Source organism: Rahnella sp. NRRL B-41462 (assembly GCF_003263525.1).
In the GTDB taxonomy this organism is placed as follows: domain Bacteria; phylum Pseudomonadota; class Gammaproteobacteria; order Enterobacterales; family Enterobacteriaceae; genus Rahnella; species Rahnella aceris.
Genome location: NZ_JYDF01000037.1, coordinates 11338 through 28014 on the forward strand (window position 1 = coordinate 11338; position 16677 = coordinate 28014).

17 protein-coding genes are annotated in these 16677 nt (G+C 53.6%); 9 read left to right on the top strand and 8 right to left on the bottom strand.

The window, feature by feature from the left end:
• The 7 genes from malP to ulaA form a co-directional block, all read right to left on the bottom strand.
• Entirely contained in the window at positions 1-2415 is a 2415-nt protein-coding gene (malP, locus tag UC14_RS10180; RefSeq protein WP_112197642.1) for a maltodextrin phosphorylase, read from the bottom strand.
• Positions 2416-2632: 217 nt separating this feature from the next.
• Positions 2633-3322, bottom strand: coding sequence for an L-ribulose-5-phosphate 4-epimerase (locus tag UC14_RS10185; RefSeq protein WP_013573569.1), 690 nt, complete (start codon positions 3320-3322; stop codon positions 2633-2635).
• Entirely contained in the window at positions 3319-4179 is an 861-nt protein-coding gene (locus tag UC14_RS10190) for an L-ribulose-5-phosphate 3-epimerase (RefSeq protein ID WP_013573568.1), read from the bottom strand. Before UC14_RS10190 ends, UC14_RS10185 begins: the two co-directional genes overlap by 4 nt.
• 10 nt (positions 4180-4189) lie before the next feature.
• Positions 4190-4846, bottom strand: coding sequence for a 3-keto-L-gulonate-6-phosphate decarboxylase UlaD (locus UC14_RS10195; RefSeq protein ID WP_013573567.1), 657 nt, complete (start codon positions 4844-4846; stop codon positions 4190-4192).
• A gap of 25 nt (positions 4847-4871) precedes the next feature.
• On the bottom strand, positions 4872-5342 hold the full coding sequence (gene ulaC / locus UC14_RS10200) for a PTS ascorbate transporter subunit IIA (RefSeq protein WP_013573566.1): 471 nt from the start codon (positions 5340-5342) through the stop codon (positions 4872-4874).
• 10 nt (positions 5343-5352) lie between these two features.
• Complete coding sequence (ulaB, locus tag UC14_RS10205; RefSeq protein WP_013573565.1) at positions 5353-5661, bottom strand: PTS ascorbate transporter subunit IIB; 309 nt, start codon at positions 5659-5661, stop codon at positions 5353-5355.
• Positions 5662-5717: 56 nt separating this feature from the next.
• A complete protein-coding gene (gene ulaA, locus UC14_RS10210; RefSeq protein WP_014411492.1) occupies positions 5718-7121 on the bottom strand; it encodes a PTS ascorbate transporter subunit IIC in 1404 nt (467 codons plus the stop codon).
• A 412-nt stretch (positions 7122-7533) separates the two neighbouring features.
• On the opposite strand from ulaA, the gene ulaG reads away from it, so the two are divergent.
• From ulaG to UC14_RS10230, 4 genes are all read left to right on the top strand, one after another.
• Complete coding sequence (ulaG, locus tag UC14_RS10215) at positions 7534-8598, top strand: L-ascorbate 6-phosphate lactonase (protein ID WP_013573563.1); 1065 nt, start codon at positions 7534-7536, stop codon at positions 8596-8598.
• 114 nt (positions 8599-8712) lie between these two features.
• On the top strand, positions 8713-9468 hold the full coding sequence (gene ulaR, locus UC14_RS10220) for an HTH-type transcriptional regulator UlaR (RefSeq protein WP_013573562.1): 756 nt from the start codon (positions 8713-8715) through the stop codon (positions 9466-9468).
• A gap of 84 nt (positions 9469-9552) precedes the next feature.
• A complete protein-coding gene (gene glpE, locus UC14_RS10225; protein WP_037033715.1) occupies positions 9553-9873 on the top strand; it encodes a thiosulfate sulfurtransferase GlpE in 321 nt (106 codons plus the stop codon).
• Between the two features lie 140 nt (positions 9874-10013).
• Positions 10014-11204: a PLP-dependent aspartate aminotransferase family protein gene (locus tag UC14_RS10230; protein WP_013573560.1), complete on the top strand. Its 1191-nt coding sequence runs from the start codon at positions 10014-10016 to the stop codon at positions 11202-11204.
• Positions 11205-11318: 114 nt separating this feature from the next.
• Here UC14_RS10230 and UC14_RS27065 read toward each other — a convergent pair whose 3' ends face one another.
• Positions 11319-11465: a hypothetical protein gene (locus tag UC14_RS27065; RefSeq protein ID WP_223509957.1), complete on the bottom strand. Its 147-nt coding sequence runs from the start codon at positions 11463-11465 to the stop codon at positions 11319-11321.
• Between UC14_RS27065 and UC14_RS10235 the strand changes: the two genes are divergently transcribed.
• The 5 genes from UC14_RS10235 (at position 11405) to glpD (ending at position 16576) form a co-directional block, all read left to right on the top strand.
• Positions 11405-11812 (top strand): helix-turn-helix transcriptional regulator, encoded by a 408-nt coding sequence (locus tag UC14_RS10235; protein WP_232829664.1) that lies wholly within the window; start codon positions 11405-11407, stop codon positions 11810-11812. The two genes, UC14_RS27065 and UC14_RS10235, sit on opposite strands and share 61 nt — an antisense overlap.
• A complete protein-coding gene (locus tag UC14_RS10240) occupies positions 11809-13077 on the top strand; it encodes a type II toxin-antitoxin system HipA family toxin (protein ID WP_112151942.1) in 1269 nt (422 codons plus the stop codon). Before UC14_RS10235 ends, UC14_RS10240 begins: the two co-directional genes overlap by 4 nt.
• 108 nt (positions 13078-13185) lie before the next feature.
• The gene (glpG, locus tag UC14_RS10245; RefSeq protein ID WP_013573557.1) at positions 13186-14019 is read left to right on the top strand and encodes a rhomboid family intramembrane serine protease GlpG; all 834 of its coding nucleotides are present in this window, start codon (positions 13186-13188) and stop codon (positions 14017-14019) included.
• Between the two features lie 9 nt (positions 14020-14028).
• Positions 14029-14787, top strand: coding sequence for a DeoR/GlpR family transcriptional regulator (locus UC14_RS10250; RefSeq protein WP_013573556.1), 759 nt, complete (start codon positions 14029-14031; stop codon positions 14785-14787).
• Positions 14788-15064: 277 nt separating this feature from the next.
• Positions 15065-16576, top strand: coding sequence for a glycerol-3-phosphate dehydrogenase (gene glpD, locus UC14_RS10255; RefSeq protein WP_013573555.1), 1512 nt, complete (start codon positions 15065-15067; stop codon positions 16574-16576).
• Positions 16577-16677: the final 101 nt, after the last annotated feature.

A 16677-nucleotide genomic window follows, 5' to 3' on the forward strand; every position in this document is an offset into this window, starting at 1 on the left:
CTATCGTTTGGCCTGCCAGATGCGCTGCTGATAATCGCGGATGGAACGGTCAGCGCTGAACATGCCTACACGGGCCGTGTTGAGCAAGGTACGGCGGGTCCATTCATCGGCATTACGGTAAAGCGCATCGACCTGTTTTTGCGCCTCGCAATAGGTGGCAAAATCCGCCAGCACCAGATACGGATCACCGCCGTCGAGCAGACTGTTGAGCATCAGATCGAAAGCCTTTTTGTCACCACGGGCATAAAAACCGCTGGCCAGTTCGTCGAGAATGGCTTTGAGATGTTTGTCCTTTTTCATCAGCGCTTTCGGCTTGTAGCCTTTTTTCAGCTGCGCTTTGACTTCATCGACGGTCAGGCCAAAGATAAAGATGTTGTCCTCGCCGACTTGTTCGGCAATTTCGACGTTGGCACCATCCAGCGTGCCGACGGTCAGCGCACCGTTCAGCGCCAGTTTCATATTGCCGGTACCGGAAGCTTCTTTGCCTGCGGTAGAAATCTGCTCGGAGACATCCGCCGCCGGGATCATCAGTTCAGCCACCGACACGCAATAATCCGGGATGAATACCACTTTGAGACGATCGGCGACGATCGGATCGTTGTTGATCTTCTCTGCCACCTGATTGATCGCATAGATGATATTTTTGGCGAGGTAATAACCGGGCGCGGCTTTGGCGCCGAACAGGAAAACACGCGGCACGATGTCGAGTTTCGGGTTATCGCGGATCTGGCGGTACAGGGAAAGAATATGCAGCAGATTGAGATGCTGACGTTTGTATTCATGCAGGCGTTTAATCTGTACATCGAAAATCGCGTCAGGATTAAGCCGGATCCCCATGCGCTGCCAGACGTATTCCGCCAGCCGCACTTTGTTATCGTGTTTGATTTTGCGGTACTGTTTGCAGAATTTTTTGTCTTTAACACCGTCTTCCAGACCTTTCAGCAGGTCCAGATTATTGACCCAACTGTCGGTTTTCAGCCGTTCATCAATCAGTGCCGACAGCGCCGGATTACATTGTTTAAGCCAGCGGCGCGGCGTGATGCCGTTAGTCACGTTATGGAATTTTTCCGGCCACAACTGGTGATACTCCGGGAACAGATCTTTGACCACCAGATCGGAATGCAGCGCCGCCACGCCGTTAACCGCAAAACCCGCGACCACGCAGAGGTTCGCCATACGCACCTGTTTGTCGTGATGCACGGCAAGTTTCGCCCAGACCGCCTCATCACCCGGCCATTCTTTGCTGACCCGTTTCTTAAAGTTGGCGTTGATCTGTTTAATGATCTGGAAATGACGCGGCAACAGGCTGCGCACCAGTCGCTCGTCCCAGGTTTCCAGCGCTTCCGGCATTAGCGTATGGTTGGTGTACGCGAAGGTGCGGCTGGTGATGTGCCACGCGTCATCCCAGCTCAACTGATGCTCGTCGAGCAGCACGCGCAGCATTTCAGGAATAGCGATGGTCGGGTGCGTATCGTTGAGCTGGATGACTTCATAATCCGGCAGTTCGCTGATTTTGCGGCCAAGGAAATGATGACGCCGCAGGATATCGGCCACCGAGCAGGCGCACTGAAAATACTGCTGCATCAGGCGCAGGCGTTTACCGGCCTGATGGTTGTCGTTCGGATACAACACTTTGGTGAGTTTAGCGGCGTCGATGCCCTGTTGTTCCGCTTTCAGAAACTCGCCGTCATTAAACTTTTCGAGATCAAACGGATGCGGATGCGTGGCTTCCCATAAGCGCAGCGGCTGCGTGATGCCATTGCGATAGCCCATCACCGGCAGATCCCAGGCTTCGCCACGCAGCGTAAATTCCGGTTCCCAGCGCGAAACGCCCTGCTCATTTTTCACGATTTTACCGCCAATACCGACGCTGACCGCCAGCGAACTGTTGTGGCGGAACCACGGATATTCGCTGCGGTGCCAGTCGTCCGGCGACTCTTTCTGTTTGCCGTCAACAAAACGCTGGCGGAATAAACCGTACTGATAATTCAGGCCGTAACCGATGCCGGGCTGCCCGACGGAAGCCATCGCATCGAGATAACAGGCCGCCAGCCGTCCCAGCCCGCCATTGCCCAGCGCCGGATCAATTTCTTCTTCCAGCAGGTCGGTCAGGTTGATATCAAACTGTTCCAGCGCAGCGGCAATTTTTTCGTACCAGCCGAGATTAATCAGATTGTTACCGGTGAGACGCCCGACCAGAAATTCCATCGAGATATAGTTAACGTGGCGGATAATTTTTTTGCTTTTACTGCTGACCGGCTCATTTTGCGGGGGAATTTGTTCCGCGACGGCGGCGCTGACCGCATGCCACCACTGGTGCCGGGTCATATCTGAAGCTGAAGTGAGTCCGAACGCTTGCCACTGGCGGGTGAGCGCCGCCAAAAAAACATCCTGCTTGAACGTGATCTTCGACATAGGGCAGTCTCTTTTCAGTCTGAGGGGACGGAATGCTTCCGTGAGAAAAAGTGTGATCGCGATATCTATGTATAAACCCTATGCTGGAAAAATGCTCACTGCGGGGATGAGGAAAAATGCATGAAATCATGTCGAAGGGATGGCGGAGATGCCATTAAAACCCCGCCCCAACCCTCACCTTCGCAGGGGAGGGGTTTTAATGGCATCTCAATAGCTATTATTTCTGCCCGTAATACGCATCCGGCCCGTGCTTGCGGCTGAAGTGCTTGTGCAGCAAATAATCGTCCATCGGGGTTTGGTCACGCCGGATTGAACCGGTGATCCACGCCATTTTCGCGACTTCTTCCAGCACCACCGCGTTGTGTACCGCCTGTTCCGGCGTGATTCCCCAGCAGAACGGGCCATGCTGGGCGACCAGAATACCCGGCATATGCAGCGGATCGATGCCGGTCAGCGACGCGGCGATAACTTTGCCGGTTTCCAGTTCGTACTCTCCGCTGACTTCCTGACGCGATAAAGGCCGGGTGCAGGGAATGGCACCGGCAAAATAATCCGCGTGTGTGGTGCCGAGTGGCGGGATGGCGACGCCGGCCTGCGCCCATGAGGTCGCATAGGTCGAATGGGTATGCACGATGCCACCAAGCTGCGGGAAACGGGCGTAAAGTTCGAGATGCGTGGCGGTATCTGAAGAGGGTTTGTAATGCCCTTCCACGACGTCGCCTTGCAGGTTCAGCACGACCATATCGCTGACCTGCATTTTCTCGTATTCCACGCCGCTCGGTTTGATCACAACAATACCGCGCTCGCGATCAATACCGCTGACATTCCCCCACGTGAAGGTCACCAGACCAAAAGCGGGCAGCGCCATGTTGGCTTCAAATACGCGTTGTTTCAGTGCATCCGTCATCGGGTTTCCTCCATGTTAAGCCCGGCTTTCTGCATTTTATCGACCACCCAGGCGCGGGCGTTGCGCACTTCCTGCATCGGATCGGCGGCGGTTTCGCTCCACATTTCGATCAGGTACGGCCCGCGATAACCGCTTTTTTGCAACGTGGCAAAGCAACGCTCGAACTCCACCACGCCGTTGCCAAAGGGGACGTTTTTGAATACGCCGGGCTGTGTGTCTTTAACATGCACAGCGACGATATGCCCTGCGCCGCTTGCCAGTTCCATCTGCACGTCGTTATCCCATGCCGATAAATTGCCGATATCCGGATAAAGCTGGAACCACGGATTGTTCAGGTAATGACTGTAACCCAGCGCTTTGCTGATCGAATTCATCAGCGGGTAATCCATGATTTCCATCGCCAGCGTGACCTGCGCACGACTGGCCATTTCGACGGACTCCTGCAAGCCATCGCGAAAACGCTCGCGGGTATTTTCATTGGCCTGCTGGTAATACACGTCATAACCGGCAAGCTGGATCACGCGAATGCCGAGATCCTGCGCCAGCACGATGGCCTTGCGCATGATTTCCAGACCCTGATTGCGGGTTTCATCATCTTCTGCACCAAGCGGGAACCGCCGGTGCGCGCTCAGGCACATGGACGGAATGCGGATGCCGGTGCGTGATATTGCATCAACTACCCGCAAACGTTGCTCGCGTGACCAGTCAAGCCGCGCCAGCCGGTTGTCGGTTTCATCCACCGACATTTCAACGAAATCGAAGCCCAGCTCTTTCGCCAGTGTCAGGCGCATCAGCCAGTCTTCGCCCGCAGGCAGGGCTTTTTCATAGATACCGAGTGGAACGGCTTTATGCATCATTCGGTGTTCCTTAGCCCCAGAGCTGGCGAATGGATTTTTTGAACTGACGTGCTGCGTCAACCGGATCTTTGGCATCGCGGATACTACGTCCGGCGATAAAGACGTGCACCGGAATGTCTTTAAATAGCGGCAAATCTTCCAGCGCCAGTCCGCCGGTAATGGTCACTTTAAAGCCCATGGCGGAAAGGCGTTTAATCGCCGAGATATCGGCATCGCTCCACGCCACCCCGGCGGCCTGCGCGTCGCGGCTGCGGTGATAAACCACCTGCCCGATGCCTGCGTCGTGCCATTCTTGCGCCTGTTCCCACGTCCAGTAACCGGTCAGCTCAATCTGCACGTCGCCGTTAAATTCTTTCGCCACTTCCAGCGCACCTTTAGTGGTGTTGATGTCGGCACAGCAAATCACCGTCACCCAGTCAGCATGGGCTTCGAAACACATGCGCGAGAGGATTTTTCCGGCATCGGCGATTTTGGCATCGGCCAGCACAATTTTTTCCGGATACAGCGCCTTAAGGTCACGCACCGCGCGCACACCTTCTGCGACACACAAAATAGTGCCGACTTCGATAATGTCGACTTCGCTGGCGATCAGACGCGTGGTTTTGTAAGCGTCGTCCATCGACTGGTTATCCAGCGCCACCTGCAACATCGGTAATGAATGAGACATAATATATTCCTTCTCTGCTAACGAATTAGTGAACCGCCGTGGCGGAGGTCAGGTCGATCAGATCCAGCACCTGTTGCGCCGTGGTGCAGGCACGCAGGCGGTCAAAATTGGCTTCATCATCAAACAGGTTCACCACCTGCATGATGCCGATTTCCTGATGCGCATTGGCATCCACCGCCGCCAGCGTGATGAGGATATCCACCGGATCGTTATCTTCATGATTGAACACCAGCGGTTTTTTCAGCGTCACCAGCGCAAAACCGGTTTTCAGCACACCTTCTTCCGGACGGCCATGCGGCATGGCAAGCCCGGGCGCGATCACGAAATACGGCCCGAAACGTTCGACGCCGTCCAGAATCGCCTGGTAATAACGCGGCTCTACCACTCCGGCTTCCACCAGCATATCGACGCCAATTTTCACTGCGTCCTGCCAGGTTTCTGCTTCTGCGTTGAGGCGAATCGAGTTGTTTTCAGCCAGCGAATCTCGCAGTTTCATACATCGCTCCTTACTTTTTCAGGTCTGCGGAAAAGTGCGCGTTAATCACTTCCATCACTTTCGGACCGAAGTCCGCCGCCGACAGCATGTTGCGCACGCCGACCACGTATTTGTTGCCGCTGACGGTGATTTCATCCGCCACGTGCGTGGAGGCGACAATAATGTCAGCCCCGCTCAGCTCGGATTTGTATTCCCCCACCGCGCAGCTATTCATGGTGTGATCCACGCCTTCCTGCGTCAGAAACTGGCCGATTTTCATCTTCATGATCATCGAACTGCCTTGCCCGCAACCGCATACCGCCAGAATTCGTACTGTCATGGGAACCTCTTTGTTTGGTGAGAAGTTATTTGTGAGAAGTCATTTTTGAACGGTCATTAGTGAGAAACGGACTGATTAAGCGCCTGTTTTTCAGCATCTTCTTCGGCCCGCAATGCGCGACCCGCGAAGAACATGTAGAGCAGCACAATCACCGCAATGACGCCCATAAAGGCCATACCGATGCTGAAGAAGCCCTGCATCATTGGCGGTGCCAGAATCGACCAGTCTGCCATGCCCATCCAGGCGCTCAGGCCGGTGAGTTTGATGGCCCAGACGCAGCCGAAGATTTCGATCATCCCCATTACCAGACAGATTTTCAGCGCCGCGCGCCAGCCGCCGAAGTGATTGGCAAACACGCCGATGGTGGCGTTAGAGAAGAACATCGGGATAAAACCGGGAATGATCATGATGGAAGAGCCCATGCCAAACAGAATGGCGACAGCAATCAGCTGGCCGATGGTGCCCCACATAAAGCCCCAGACCACGGCGTTCGGCGCAAAGCTGTAGATAGCCGCGCAGTCGATGGCCAGCACGGCACCGGGGATCAGGCGTTGGGAGATGCCGTTAAAGGCTTCGGTCAGTTCAGCAACGAACATACGCACGCCCTGAATAATGATGAAAATCGCCACTGCAAACATCAGACCGGTTTGCAGGATGTAAATCGTCCAGTGGGTTTTTCCGGCCATTTGCTGCAGGGTGTCGAGGCCGAAGGAACACAGAATGATGCCGAAGAACACGGTCATCACGATGGCGGTAGACACGATATTGTCATGGAAAATATTCAGCCAGCCCGGCAGTTTGAGATCTTCAACACTGTCTTCTTTCTTGCCGAGATACGGCGCGATTTTATAAGCGATCCACGAGGCAAATTGCTGCTGGTGACCAATCGAGAAGCCGCTGTTTTCGGTCACGGCCTGCGTCGGTTTGTACATCATGTTCGAGGTAATGCCCCAGTACAGCGATACCAGAATTGCGGTTGACCAGATGGTGGTCCACATCGGATAGCCCATGATGAAGAAGAACACCGCAATCAGCCCCGCCTGCTGGAACATGATGTGGCCGGTGAGCATGATGGTGCGAATGCCGGTAATGCGGCGAAATACCACCATCAGGATATTCAGCGCCAGGGCGATCAGTACCGCGTAACCGACCCAGCTATAGGCCTCGCCCATGCGCTCCACCGTGGCCATCATTGAGGCATAGGTATCTGATATTGCACCGTTAATGCCATACACTTCTGAAAGTTTTGCCACCACCGGTTTGAAGGTACCGGTCAGAATGCCGGACCCCGCCTGCAGTAACATAAAGCCGATAATGGTTTTGATGGTGCCCTTGATAATCACCGTCGCGCTCTTCCTGAGCAGGATGTAACCGAGCATGGTCACAATACCCAGCAGCAACGGCGCGTTAGTCATTACCTGATTAAAAAATACGGTGAAGATGGTGTAGAGGAATTCCATAAGACTCTCCGTCTGACCTTGTTTGATCTCTTCAACGCACTTGAACATAACCGCTGCGCTAAAAAGTGAGGGACAAACGCACTCTAATGCTCACATCGAATCAAATAAAGATTCGCAATGATTATTTGTGAGCAGTCTCGCAAGATATCGTCATCGGCAGAATGAGCTAACAAACTAAATCACTCTGTTTTTATGATATATATCAGCCATATACTACAAAAAAAAGCATGTGAAAACCGCCTAAAATCCTCCCATCCTCCTTTGTCACCCCCTGCTTAATGCTAAAAATCGCTCGTTTATAATCATTGTCATTATGAATTTTCGATGATAACTTCTCACAAACAAATCACATGTAATCACTAAATGATTTATTGTGACTCTATTTCAAAGCCAACTCAGATGAGGGAATACTATGAGCAAAGTAGAAACGATCAGCCGCGAATCCTGGATCCTCAGCACTTTCCCGGAATGGGGCACCTGGTTAAACGAAGAGATCGAGCAGGAAAAGGTCGCGCCGGGCACCTTTGCCATGTGGTGGCTGGGCTGTACGGGGATCTGGCTGAAGTCTGAGGGCGGCGCGAATATTTGTGTCGATTTCTGGTGTGGCGTCGGCAAGCAAAATCACAGCAGCCCGCTGATGAAAACCGGCCACCAGATGCAGCGCATGGCCGGTGTAAAGAAGCTCCAGCCGAATCTGCGCACCACACCGTTTGTGCTCGATCCCTTTGCGATCAGGGAGATCGACGCGGTGTTATCCACCCACGATCATAACGATCATATCGATGTGAACGTGGCCGCCGCGGTCATGCAAAACTGTGCTGCTGACGTGCCCTTTATCGGCCCGCAAACCTGTGTGGATTTGTGGATGAGCTGGGGCGTGCCCGCCAGTCGTTGCATCGTGATGACGCCGGGCAAAGTGGTGAGGATCAAAGACGTGGAAATTCACGCACTGGATTCTTTCGACCGCACGGTGCTGATCACCCTGCCCGCAGACCAGAAAGCCGCAGGGGTATTGCCGGATATGATGGATCAGCGCGCGGTGAATTATTTGTTCAAAACGCCGGGCGGTAACCTGTATCACAGCGGCGATTCGCACTATTCCAACTACTACGCCAAACACGGTAACGAATATCAGATAGACGTGGCGCTCGGCTCTTATGGCGAAAACCCGCGTGGTGTGACCGACAAAATGACCAGCGTCGATATGCTGCGCATGGCGGAATCCCTCAACACCAAAGTCGTTATTCCGTTCCACCATGATATCTGGTCGAATTTCCAGGCCGATCCGCAGGAAATCCGCGTGCTGTGGGAGATGAAAAAAGATCGCCTGAAATACGGCTTCAAGCCGTTTATCTGGCAGGTCGGCGGTAAATTCACGTATCCGGATGATAAGGATAACTTCGAGTATCACTATCCGCGTGGCTTTGACGACTGCTTTACTACCGAGACTGATCTGCCATTCAAGTCTTTCTTATAAAGTATGTTATGAACAGGCGGAGGCAACAGACTCCGCTTTTTTATAAACCATGTAATTGCCATTACTGCTCGTTTATAATCACGCGGTAATCACCTATTTACCTGCGGAGCCACCATGACTGAGCCACAACGCCACAATGCTATTCTCGATCTGCTGCAACGTCAGGGGCAGATTTCCGTCGCTGATGTGATTGATCAGTTTGATATTTCACCCGCTACGGCGCGTCGTGACATCACCAAGCTCAACGAACTGGGCAAACTGCGGAAAGTGCGCAATGGCGCTGAAGCCGTGAATCAGCCACGCCAGAACTGGACACCGCTGAATATCCATCAGACGCACAATCTCAACGAGAAAATGCGCATCGCCAAAGCGGCATCCGAACTGTGCCAGCCGGGTGAAAGCGTGGTGATAAACTGCGGTTCGACGGCGTTTCTGCTCGGCCGTGAAATGTGCGGAAAAGATATTCAGGTCATTACCAATTATCTGCCGCTGGCCAATTATCTGATTGAACAGGAGCACGACAGCGTGGTGATCATGGGCGGTCAGTACAATAAAAGTCAGTCAATTACGCTGGCACCACAAGACGGCGATGCCAGCCTGTATGCCGGGCACTGGATGTTCACCAGCGGCGCGGGGCTGACCGCCGATGGCCTGTACAAAACCGATATGCTGACCGCGATGGCCGAGCAGAAGATGTTGAATTATGTTGGGAATTTGGCGGTACTGGTCGACAGCAGCAAAATCGGCCAGCGCGCGGGCATGCTGTTCAGCCGCACCGAACAAATCGATGTGCTGATCACCGGCAAAGAAGCGAATGATGAAATCATCGGGCAATTACGTCAGAAAGGCGTGCAGGTGATCCTGGTTTAGCCTTTATCCCTGTATTTCGTCTGGTCTTAGTTGTGCAATTATTGGGTAGAATGGCGGCATAACCTTTTATGAGGCAAGACCAGAATGGAACAATTTGAAGCAATCAGCGTTGAACAAGCACATTCCCGCCTGACCTCAGGCGAAGCCGTGATGGTCGATATTCGTGACCCGCAAAGCTTCGGCGCAGCACATGCACCTGGCGCTTATCACCTGAGCAACGACAGCCTGCCTGCGTTTATCCAGCAGGCCGATGCCAAAACACCGGTACTGGTGATGTGCTATCACGGCATCAGCAGCCGCGGTGCCGCGCAATTTCTGATTTCTCAGGGTTTCGAATCGGTCTACAGCGTTGACGGCGGTTTCGAAGCCTGGTCGCAAACCTTCCCGCAAGATATTGAAGCCTGACCCCTCTTTTTTGACGCCGGCGCACGCTATAGTCTTTATAACCAGGCTAATGAGTTTGCGCCGAAAATGTTCTTAAGCTGAAAAAGCTACCTTTCTCCAGTGTTGATATAATTTCCGCCTACTATCGACAGGATTCCAAGATGAAAAAACTGAACACTTCACGTTCTTTAGGGATGCGTACGCTCGCTGTTCATGGCGGACAGCAGCCCGATGCCCTGACCGGCGCGATTGCGACACCTATCACCGCCGCATCGGCATTTTCATACCCGGATTTTGACAGCGGCGCACGCCGTTTCAGTGGTGAAGAACCGGGTTATATTTACAGCCGTTTCGCCAATCCGACGGTGGCCGTTTTTGAACAGAAACTGGCGGCGCTTGAAGGCGCAGAAACCGCCGTTGCCTGCGCAAGTGGCATGGCAGCGATCAGCGCCACGTTGTTTGCCCTGCTGGTTCCCGGCGATGAAATCATTCATATCGGCACGCTGTATGGCGGCACTGAAGGCGTGGTGCGTAACCTGCTGCCACGTTATGGCATCAAACCGGTTCACGTTACCCATGTGAGCGAACTGGAAGCGGCATTCACAAAAAACACCAAAGTGGTGCTGGTGGAAACCCCGGCTAACCCGGGACTGGATATCGCCGATCTGGCTGAAGTCGCCCGTCTGTCGAAAGCCGCCGGTGCAGTCAGTGTGGCGGATAATACCTTTGCCACACCGTACCTGACGCGCCCGCTGGAACTGGGCATTGATATCGTTCTGCATTCCGCGACCAAATACATCAGCGGCCACGGCGATGCGACCGGTGGCGTAGTGGCCGGTTCGGCGGCATTAATCACGCCAATCCGCACCCTGAGTCTGAAGCAGTTCGGCGGCAACCTGAGCCCGTTCGAAGCCAGTTTGCTGATCCGCGGCCTGAAAACTCTGCCGCTGCGCGTCGAAGCCAGTTCGCTGAGCGCACAGGCGGTGGCGGAATTCCTCGACGGCCACAGCGCGGTAGACACCGTGTTCTATCCGGGGCTGAAGCAGCATCCGGGACATGCCACCGCCTCAAAACAAATGAAACTGTTTGGCGGGATTATGGCCATTGAGCTGAAAGGCGGCCTCAACGCCGCACGGACGTTCCTCGATAAGCTGAGCATCATCACGCAGGCGGTATCGCTCGGCGACACCGATTCGCTGGCCTGCCATCCGGCATCGACAACGCACAGCGCCGTCGCGCCGGAAGTTCGCCGCCAGAGCGGTATCACCGACGGACTGGTGCGCATCAGCATCGGTATCGAAGATACCGAAGACCTGATTGCTGATCTGCAACAGGCGCTGGAAGGGCTTTAAGCGGATCTGAAATCACGCTCAGCATCACATCTCCTGCATGCTAAAGTGTAATTATTATGGCGATATAGAGCATATATCGCCATAATACTTTCAGTTTACACTTCAAATTGGCTGCTACCATGCCCCGAAAAACATCGCCCTTGCTTCCGGCAACTGAATCGCTATTAACTGAGTTTGGCGATCGTCTTCGTCTGGCGAGGTTGCGCCGCAAACTGACGGCAGCACAGGTCGCAGAACGGGCAGGTATGGTTCCCATGACATTGCGCAATCTTGAACGCGGCAACACAGGCGTCACTCTCGGTGCCTGTCTGGCGGTAATGCAGGTTCTGGGCGTAGAACAAGATCTCAATTTGTTGCTCAAAGATGATCCGTTCGGCCGCCAGTTGCAGGACGCTACATTAATTCCCCGTAAACCCACCTCACGCAACTCCCGTTCAAAACGGACGCCTTCCTCTGTGTCCTCAGATAATACTCTTTTAAAACAAGATGAACCGGATACAGAAAGTGACTGGGCTAAGGATGATTTTTTAAGTGCGGGTTCATTAGCGTCACTGCTTCAAGGTGGTGAAAATACCGGTAAAAAAACCCATAAAAGGACGAAGAAATGACGGTAAGGATTGCCGTGTATGCCGACTGGGCGCCCCTCCCATCGCCTTTGCGCATCGGTTATCTCAATGTGCATCAGGCTGCAGGTCGCGAAATTTTTGCCTTTGAATATGATCAGGCTGCGCTGGCGCATCCTGATTTTGCCCATCTTCAGCTTGATCCACGAATAGGGTTATTCACTGGCCCCCAATATCCGGCACAAAGGCAGGATATTTTTGGTGCCTTTGCGGATACCAGTCCGGATCGCTGGGGACGGTTGTTGATGAAAAGACGGCTGGAACGTGAAAAACGGGCAGGTGTGGCCTCTGCAAGCCAGCGTCTTTATGAATCTGATTACCTGCTGGGCGTGCATGACAGTTTTCGTATCGGCGCGCTGCGGTTTCGGCTCAATGATGAAGGCAATTTTCTGGATGACCGTCATGATGTCGCTGCTCCTCCTTTCATTCAAATTCGTGAACTCGAAGCCGCCAGCCGGGCGCTGGAAAAGGACCGTGAAAATCAGGATGCCGCAGGAGATGAATGGTTACGTTTACTGATTGCACCAGGCGGATCGCTTGGCGGCGCCCGCCCAAAAGCCAGCGTCAGCGCACCAGATGGTCATCTGTGGATAGCAAAATTTCCCAGCATTAATGACGAATATGATATCGGTGCATGGGAGTTGGTCGTCAATACGCTGGCAAAAGCCTGTGGTCTGAATGTGCCTGAAAGCCTTGCCCGCCGCTACGCCAATCCTCATCATTGTTTTTTAGTGAAGCGTTTTGACCGGACGACAGAGGGTCAGCGTAAACACTTTGCCTCGGCGATGACGCTGACCGGCCATCAGGATGGCGACGACGCCTCTTCAGGTATCAGCTACCTTGAGCTGGCGGCGGTAATTATTAATCAGGGCGCGCAGCCAAATCAGGATTTACGCGAACTCTGGTCGCGTATCGTGTTCAATTTGCTGGTATCCAATACCGACGATCATCTGCGCAATCACGGTTTTCTACTGGAACCGGGAAAAGGATGGCGTCTTTCACCCGCCTATGACATGAATCCGGTGGCGCAAAGCACAGGATTAAAACTGAATATCAGCGAATCCGATAATGCGATGGATCTCGATTTAGCGCTTTCTGTCGCGCCGGTGTTTAGGATTTCAAACAGCGATGCGCTGGATATCATCCGTCGCTGCCAGCAAATCGTCAGACAGTGGCCAACGATTGCCAGCAAAATTGGCCTCTCTGTACGCGAGCAAAATGCGATGTCATCAGCATTTAGGTTAGCATGACCCTGTTAACCAGAAGCCTGCTGACAGATAATCAGGCGATACCATTATCGCCTGTCTACATAACAATGAATTACCGCAGTCAAACAATTAGGGAAACCGCTAAACGCTATGGTGCGCATTCTTAACCTGAACAACCCCCGCCTGGCTCAGGCTTTTGTCGATTACATGGCAACCCAGGGTTTTACGCTGACGATGAAACACGAAAGTCAGGAAGTGCAGCTCTGGCTGGAAGATGAATCCCGTCTGGAAGAGGCCGAGAAGCAGGTGGCGCTGTTTGTGCGCGATCCCCTGCATCCGCGCTATCAGGAAGCAAGCTGGAAAACCGGCAAGGCACAGCCACATTTAAAGATGTCGCACACACCCTTCCTGAAAACCCTGCGCAGCCGCGCCGGGCCGCTGACGATAGGCATGATTGTGCTGAGTCTGGCGGTGTTTATCCTGCAACAGATGGTCGGCGACGAACTGGTGATGAGCTGGCTCGCCTGGCCGGACAGTTCGCGCGTTTTCCAGTTATGGCGATGGTTCACCCCGGCCCTGATGAATTTCTCCTTTATTGCCCTGCTGATTAATCTGGCATGGTGGTGGTATCTCGCCAGCCAGATTGAGATGCATCTGGGCAGCGGCAAACTGTTCACCGTAACCTTAATTTCTGCCCTGATCAGCGGCTGGGGCCAGTCGATGGTCAGCGGTTCGTGGTTCGGCGGATTATCCGGTGTGGTGTACGCGCTGATGGGTTACGCCTGGCTGACCGGCCAGTTGAAACCGGAAAGTCGTCTGTATGTGCCCGGCGGATTACTGGTCATTTCGCTGATTTTTATGTTCATTGGCTATGCAACGGGCGGCGCGGCCGTGTCGAATGCCGCGCATGCGTTTGGTCTGGGCCTCGGCCTGATCATGGCATTTGTTGACACGCGCACTCCGCGCAACAAAAAAAATAAGTAGGGGATTCGGGTGAAACAAACACAACGCCATGATGCGATTATCGATTTAGTCCGCCAGCAGGGGTATGTCAGCACCGAAGAGCTGGTGGAGCATTTTGCAGTCAGCCCGCAAACTATCCGCCGTGATCTGAATGATCTGGCGGAACAGAATAAAATTCACCGTCACCATGGTGGGGCAGCCTTGCCGTCCAGTTCGGTGAATGCGGCATACAACGACCGTAAAGTGATGTGGTCGGAAGCGAAAGCGCGTATCGCCGAACGAGTCGCCAGCCAGATCCCTGACGGTTCAACGCTGTTTATTGATATCGGCACCACGCCGGAAGCCGTGGCGCATGCGCTGCTTAACCATAAAAATCTGCGCATCGTGACCAACAACCTGAACGTCGCGACGCTGCTGACAGCCAAAGAGGATTTTCGTTTGTTCCTCGCAGGCGGTGAAGTGCGCGCCCGCGACGGCGGCATCATGGGCGAGGCAACGCTCGATTTCATCTCTCAGTTCCGCCTTGATTACGGCATTCTCGGCATCAGCGGCATCGATATGGACGGTTCGCTGCTCGAATTCGACTATCACGAAGCCCGTACCAAACGCGCGATTATCGAAAACTCCCGCTGCGTGATGCTGGTGACGGACCATTCCAAATTTGGCCGAAACGCGATGGTCAACCTCGGCAAAATGGATCTGATTCATTATCTGTTCACTGATAAACAGCCGCCGGACAGCGTGAAGCAAATCATCGACAAGTACGACGTGCATCTCGAACTGTGCTGATTTGCCTGCATTTAAGGAGCGCTGCGGCTGGCGCTCCTGCTTTTCCTCCCTCCGCCCTGCCCGGCAAAACGAACAATTTCGAAAAATTCCACGCGTAGCGGCGTTCGGTTTCGTCCCCGCCTTGCTATTTTGCTCGAAACCGACACAAAAATGTTACCTTCATCACGCATAATTGTTTTTATTTGGTTAACGCTTGGCTTGTTTGTCGATTCTCGATTACAATCGTGAGCGAAAACGAACATAAAAGAGCTATTGCGAACATCTGGAGGAAGATGACGTGGAAACCAAAGACTTGATCGTAATTGGTGGCGGTATTAATGGTACCGGCATCGCAGTCGACGCAGCTGGCCGCGGGCTGTCTGTTCTGCTGCTTGAAGCGCAAGACTTGGCCTGCGCGACCTCTTCGGCCAGTTCAAAACTGATCCACGGTGGCCTGCGCTATCTGGAACATTACGAATTCCGTCTGGTCAGCGAAGCGCTGGCTGAACGTGAAGTGCTGTTGAAAATGGCACCGCATATTGCTTTCCCGATGCGTTTCCGTTTACCGCATCAGCCGCATTTGCGCCCGGCCTGGATGATCCGCGCCGGTTTGTTCCTGTACGACCATCTGGGCAAACGCACCAGCCTGCCGGCCAGTAAAGGTCTGAAATTCGGCAGCGAGTCCGTGCTGAAACCAGAACTGACCAAAGGTTTTGAATACTCGGATTGCTGGGTCGACGATGCGCGTTTAGTGGTCGTCAATGCACAGGAAGTGGAAGAACGTGGCGGCGAAGTTCGTACCCGCACCCGCGTGACCCGCGCATGGCGTGAGGACGGCATGTGGATGGTGGAAGCCGAAGATATCGACACCGGCAAAACCTTCACCTGGCGCGCCAAAGGTCTGGTTAACGCTACCGGTCCGTGGGTAAAACATTTCTTCGACGACGGCCTGAAGCTGAAATCGCCATACGGCATCCGTCTGATCAAAGGCAGCCATATTGTGGTGCCCCGTGCACACAATCAGCCGCAGGCCTACATTCTGCAAAACGAAGATCATCGCATTGTTTTCGTGATCCCGTGGATGGATGAATTCTCCATCATCGGCACCACCGACGTGGAATATCATGGCGATCCGAAAGACGTGAAAATCGACGATAAAGAAATCGGTTATCTGCTGAAAGTGTATAACGACCACTTTAAGAAACAACTGACCACCGAAGACATCGTCTGGACTTATTCCGGCGTGCGCCCGCTGTGCGATGACGAATCAGATTCACCACAGGCGGTGACCCGCGATTACACGCTCGACGTTCACGATCAGGATGGCAAAGCACCGCTGCTTTCTGTATTCGGCGGCAAGCTGACCACCTACCGTAAGCTGGCGGAACATGCGCTGGAAAAACTGGTGAAGTACTATCCGAAAGCTGGCCCGGCGTGGACCAAAACGGCCGTGCTGCCTGGCGGTAAACTGAACGGAGACCGTGATACCTACAGCGCCAATCTGCGTTCCCGCTTCAAATGGTTACCGGAATCACTGGCACGCCGTTATGCGCGTACGTACGGCAGCCAGACAGAGTTATTCCTGAATGACGCGACCAGCCTTGAATCGCTGGGCGAAGATTTCGGACACGGATTCTACGAAGCTGAACTGCGTTATCTGGTGGAAAAAGAGTGGGTTTCACAGCTTGATGATGCCATCTGGCGTCGTACCAAACTCGGTATGTGGCTGGATAAAACCCAGCAACAACGCGTCGCCGAGTGGCTGGAAACGCACAAACAGCAGAAGAAACATCTGTCGCTGGCGTCTTGATTTAGTTAGCTCCTCCCCCTGCGAAGGGGGAGGCCGGGAGGGGGTTTAACAGACAAAACAAGTGCTTATGCACACTTAACATCTTGTTTTTGACCTTAATA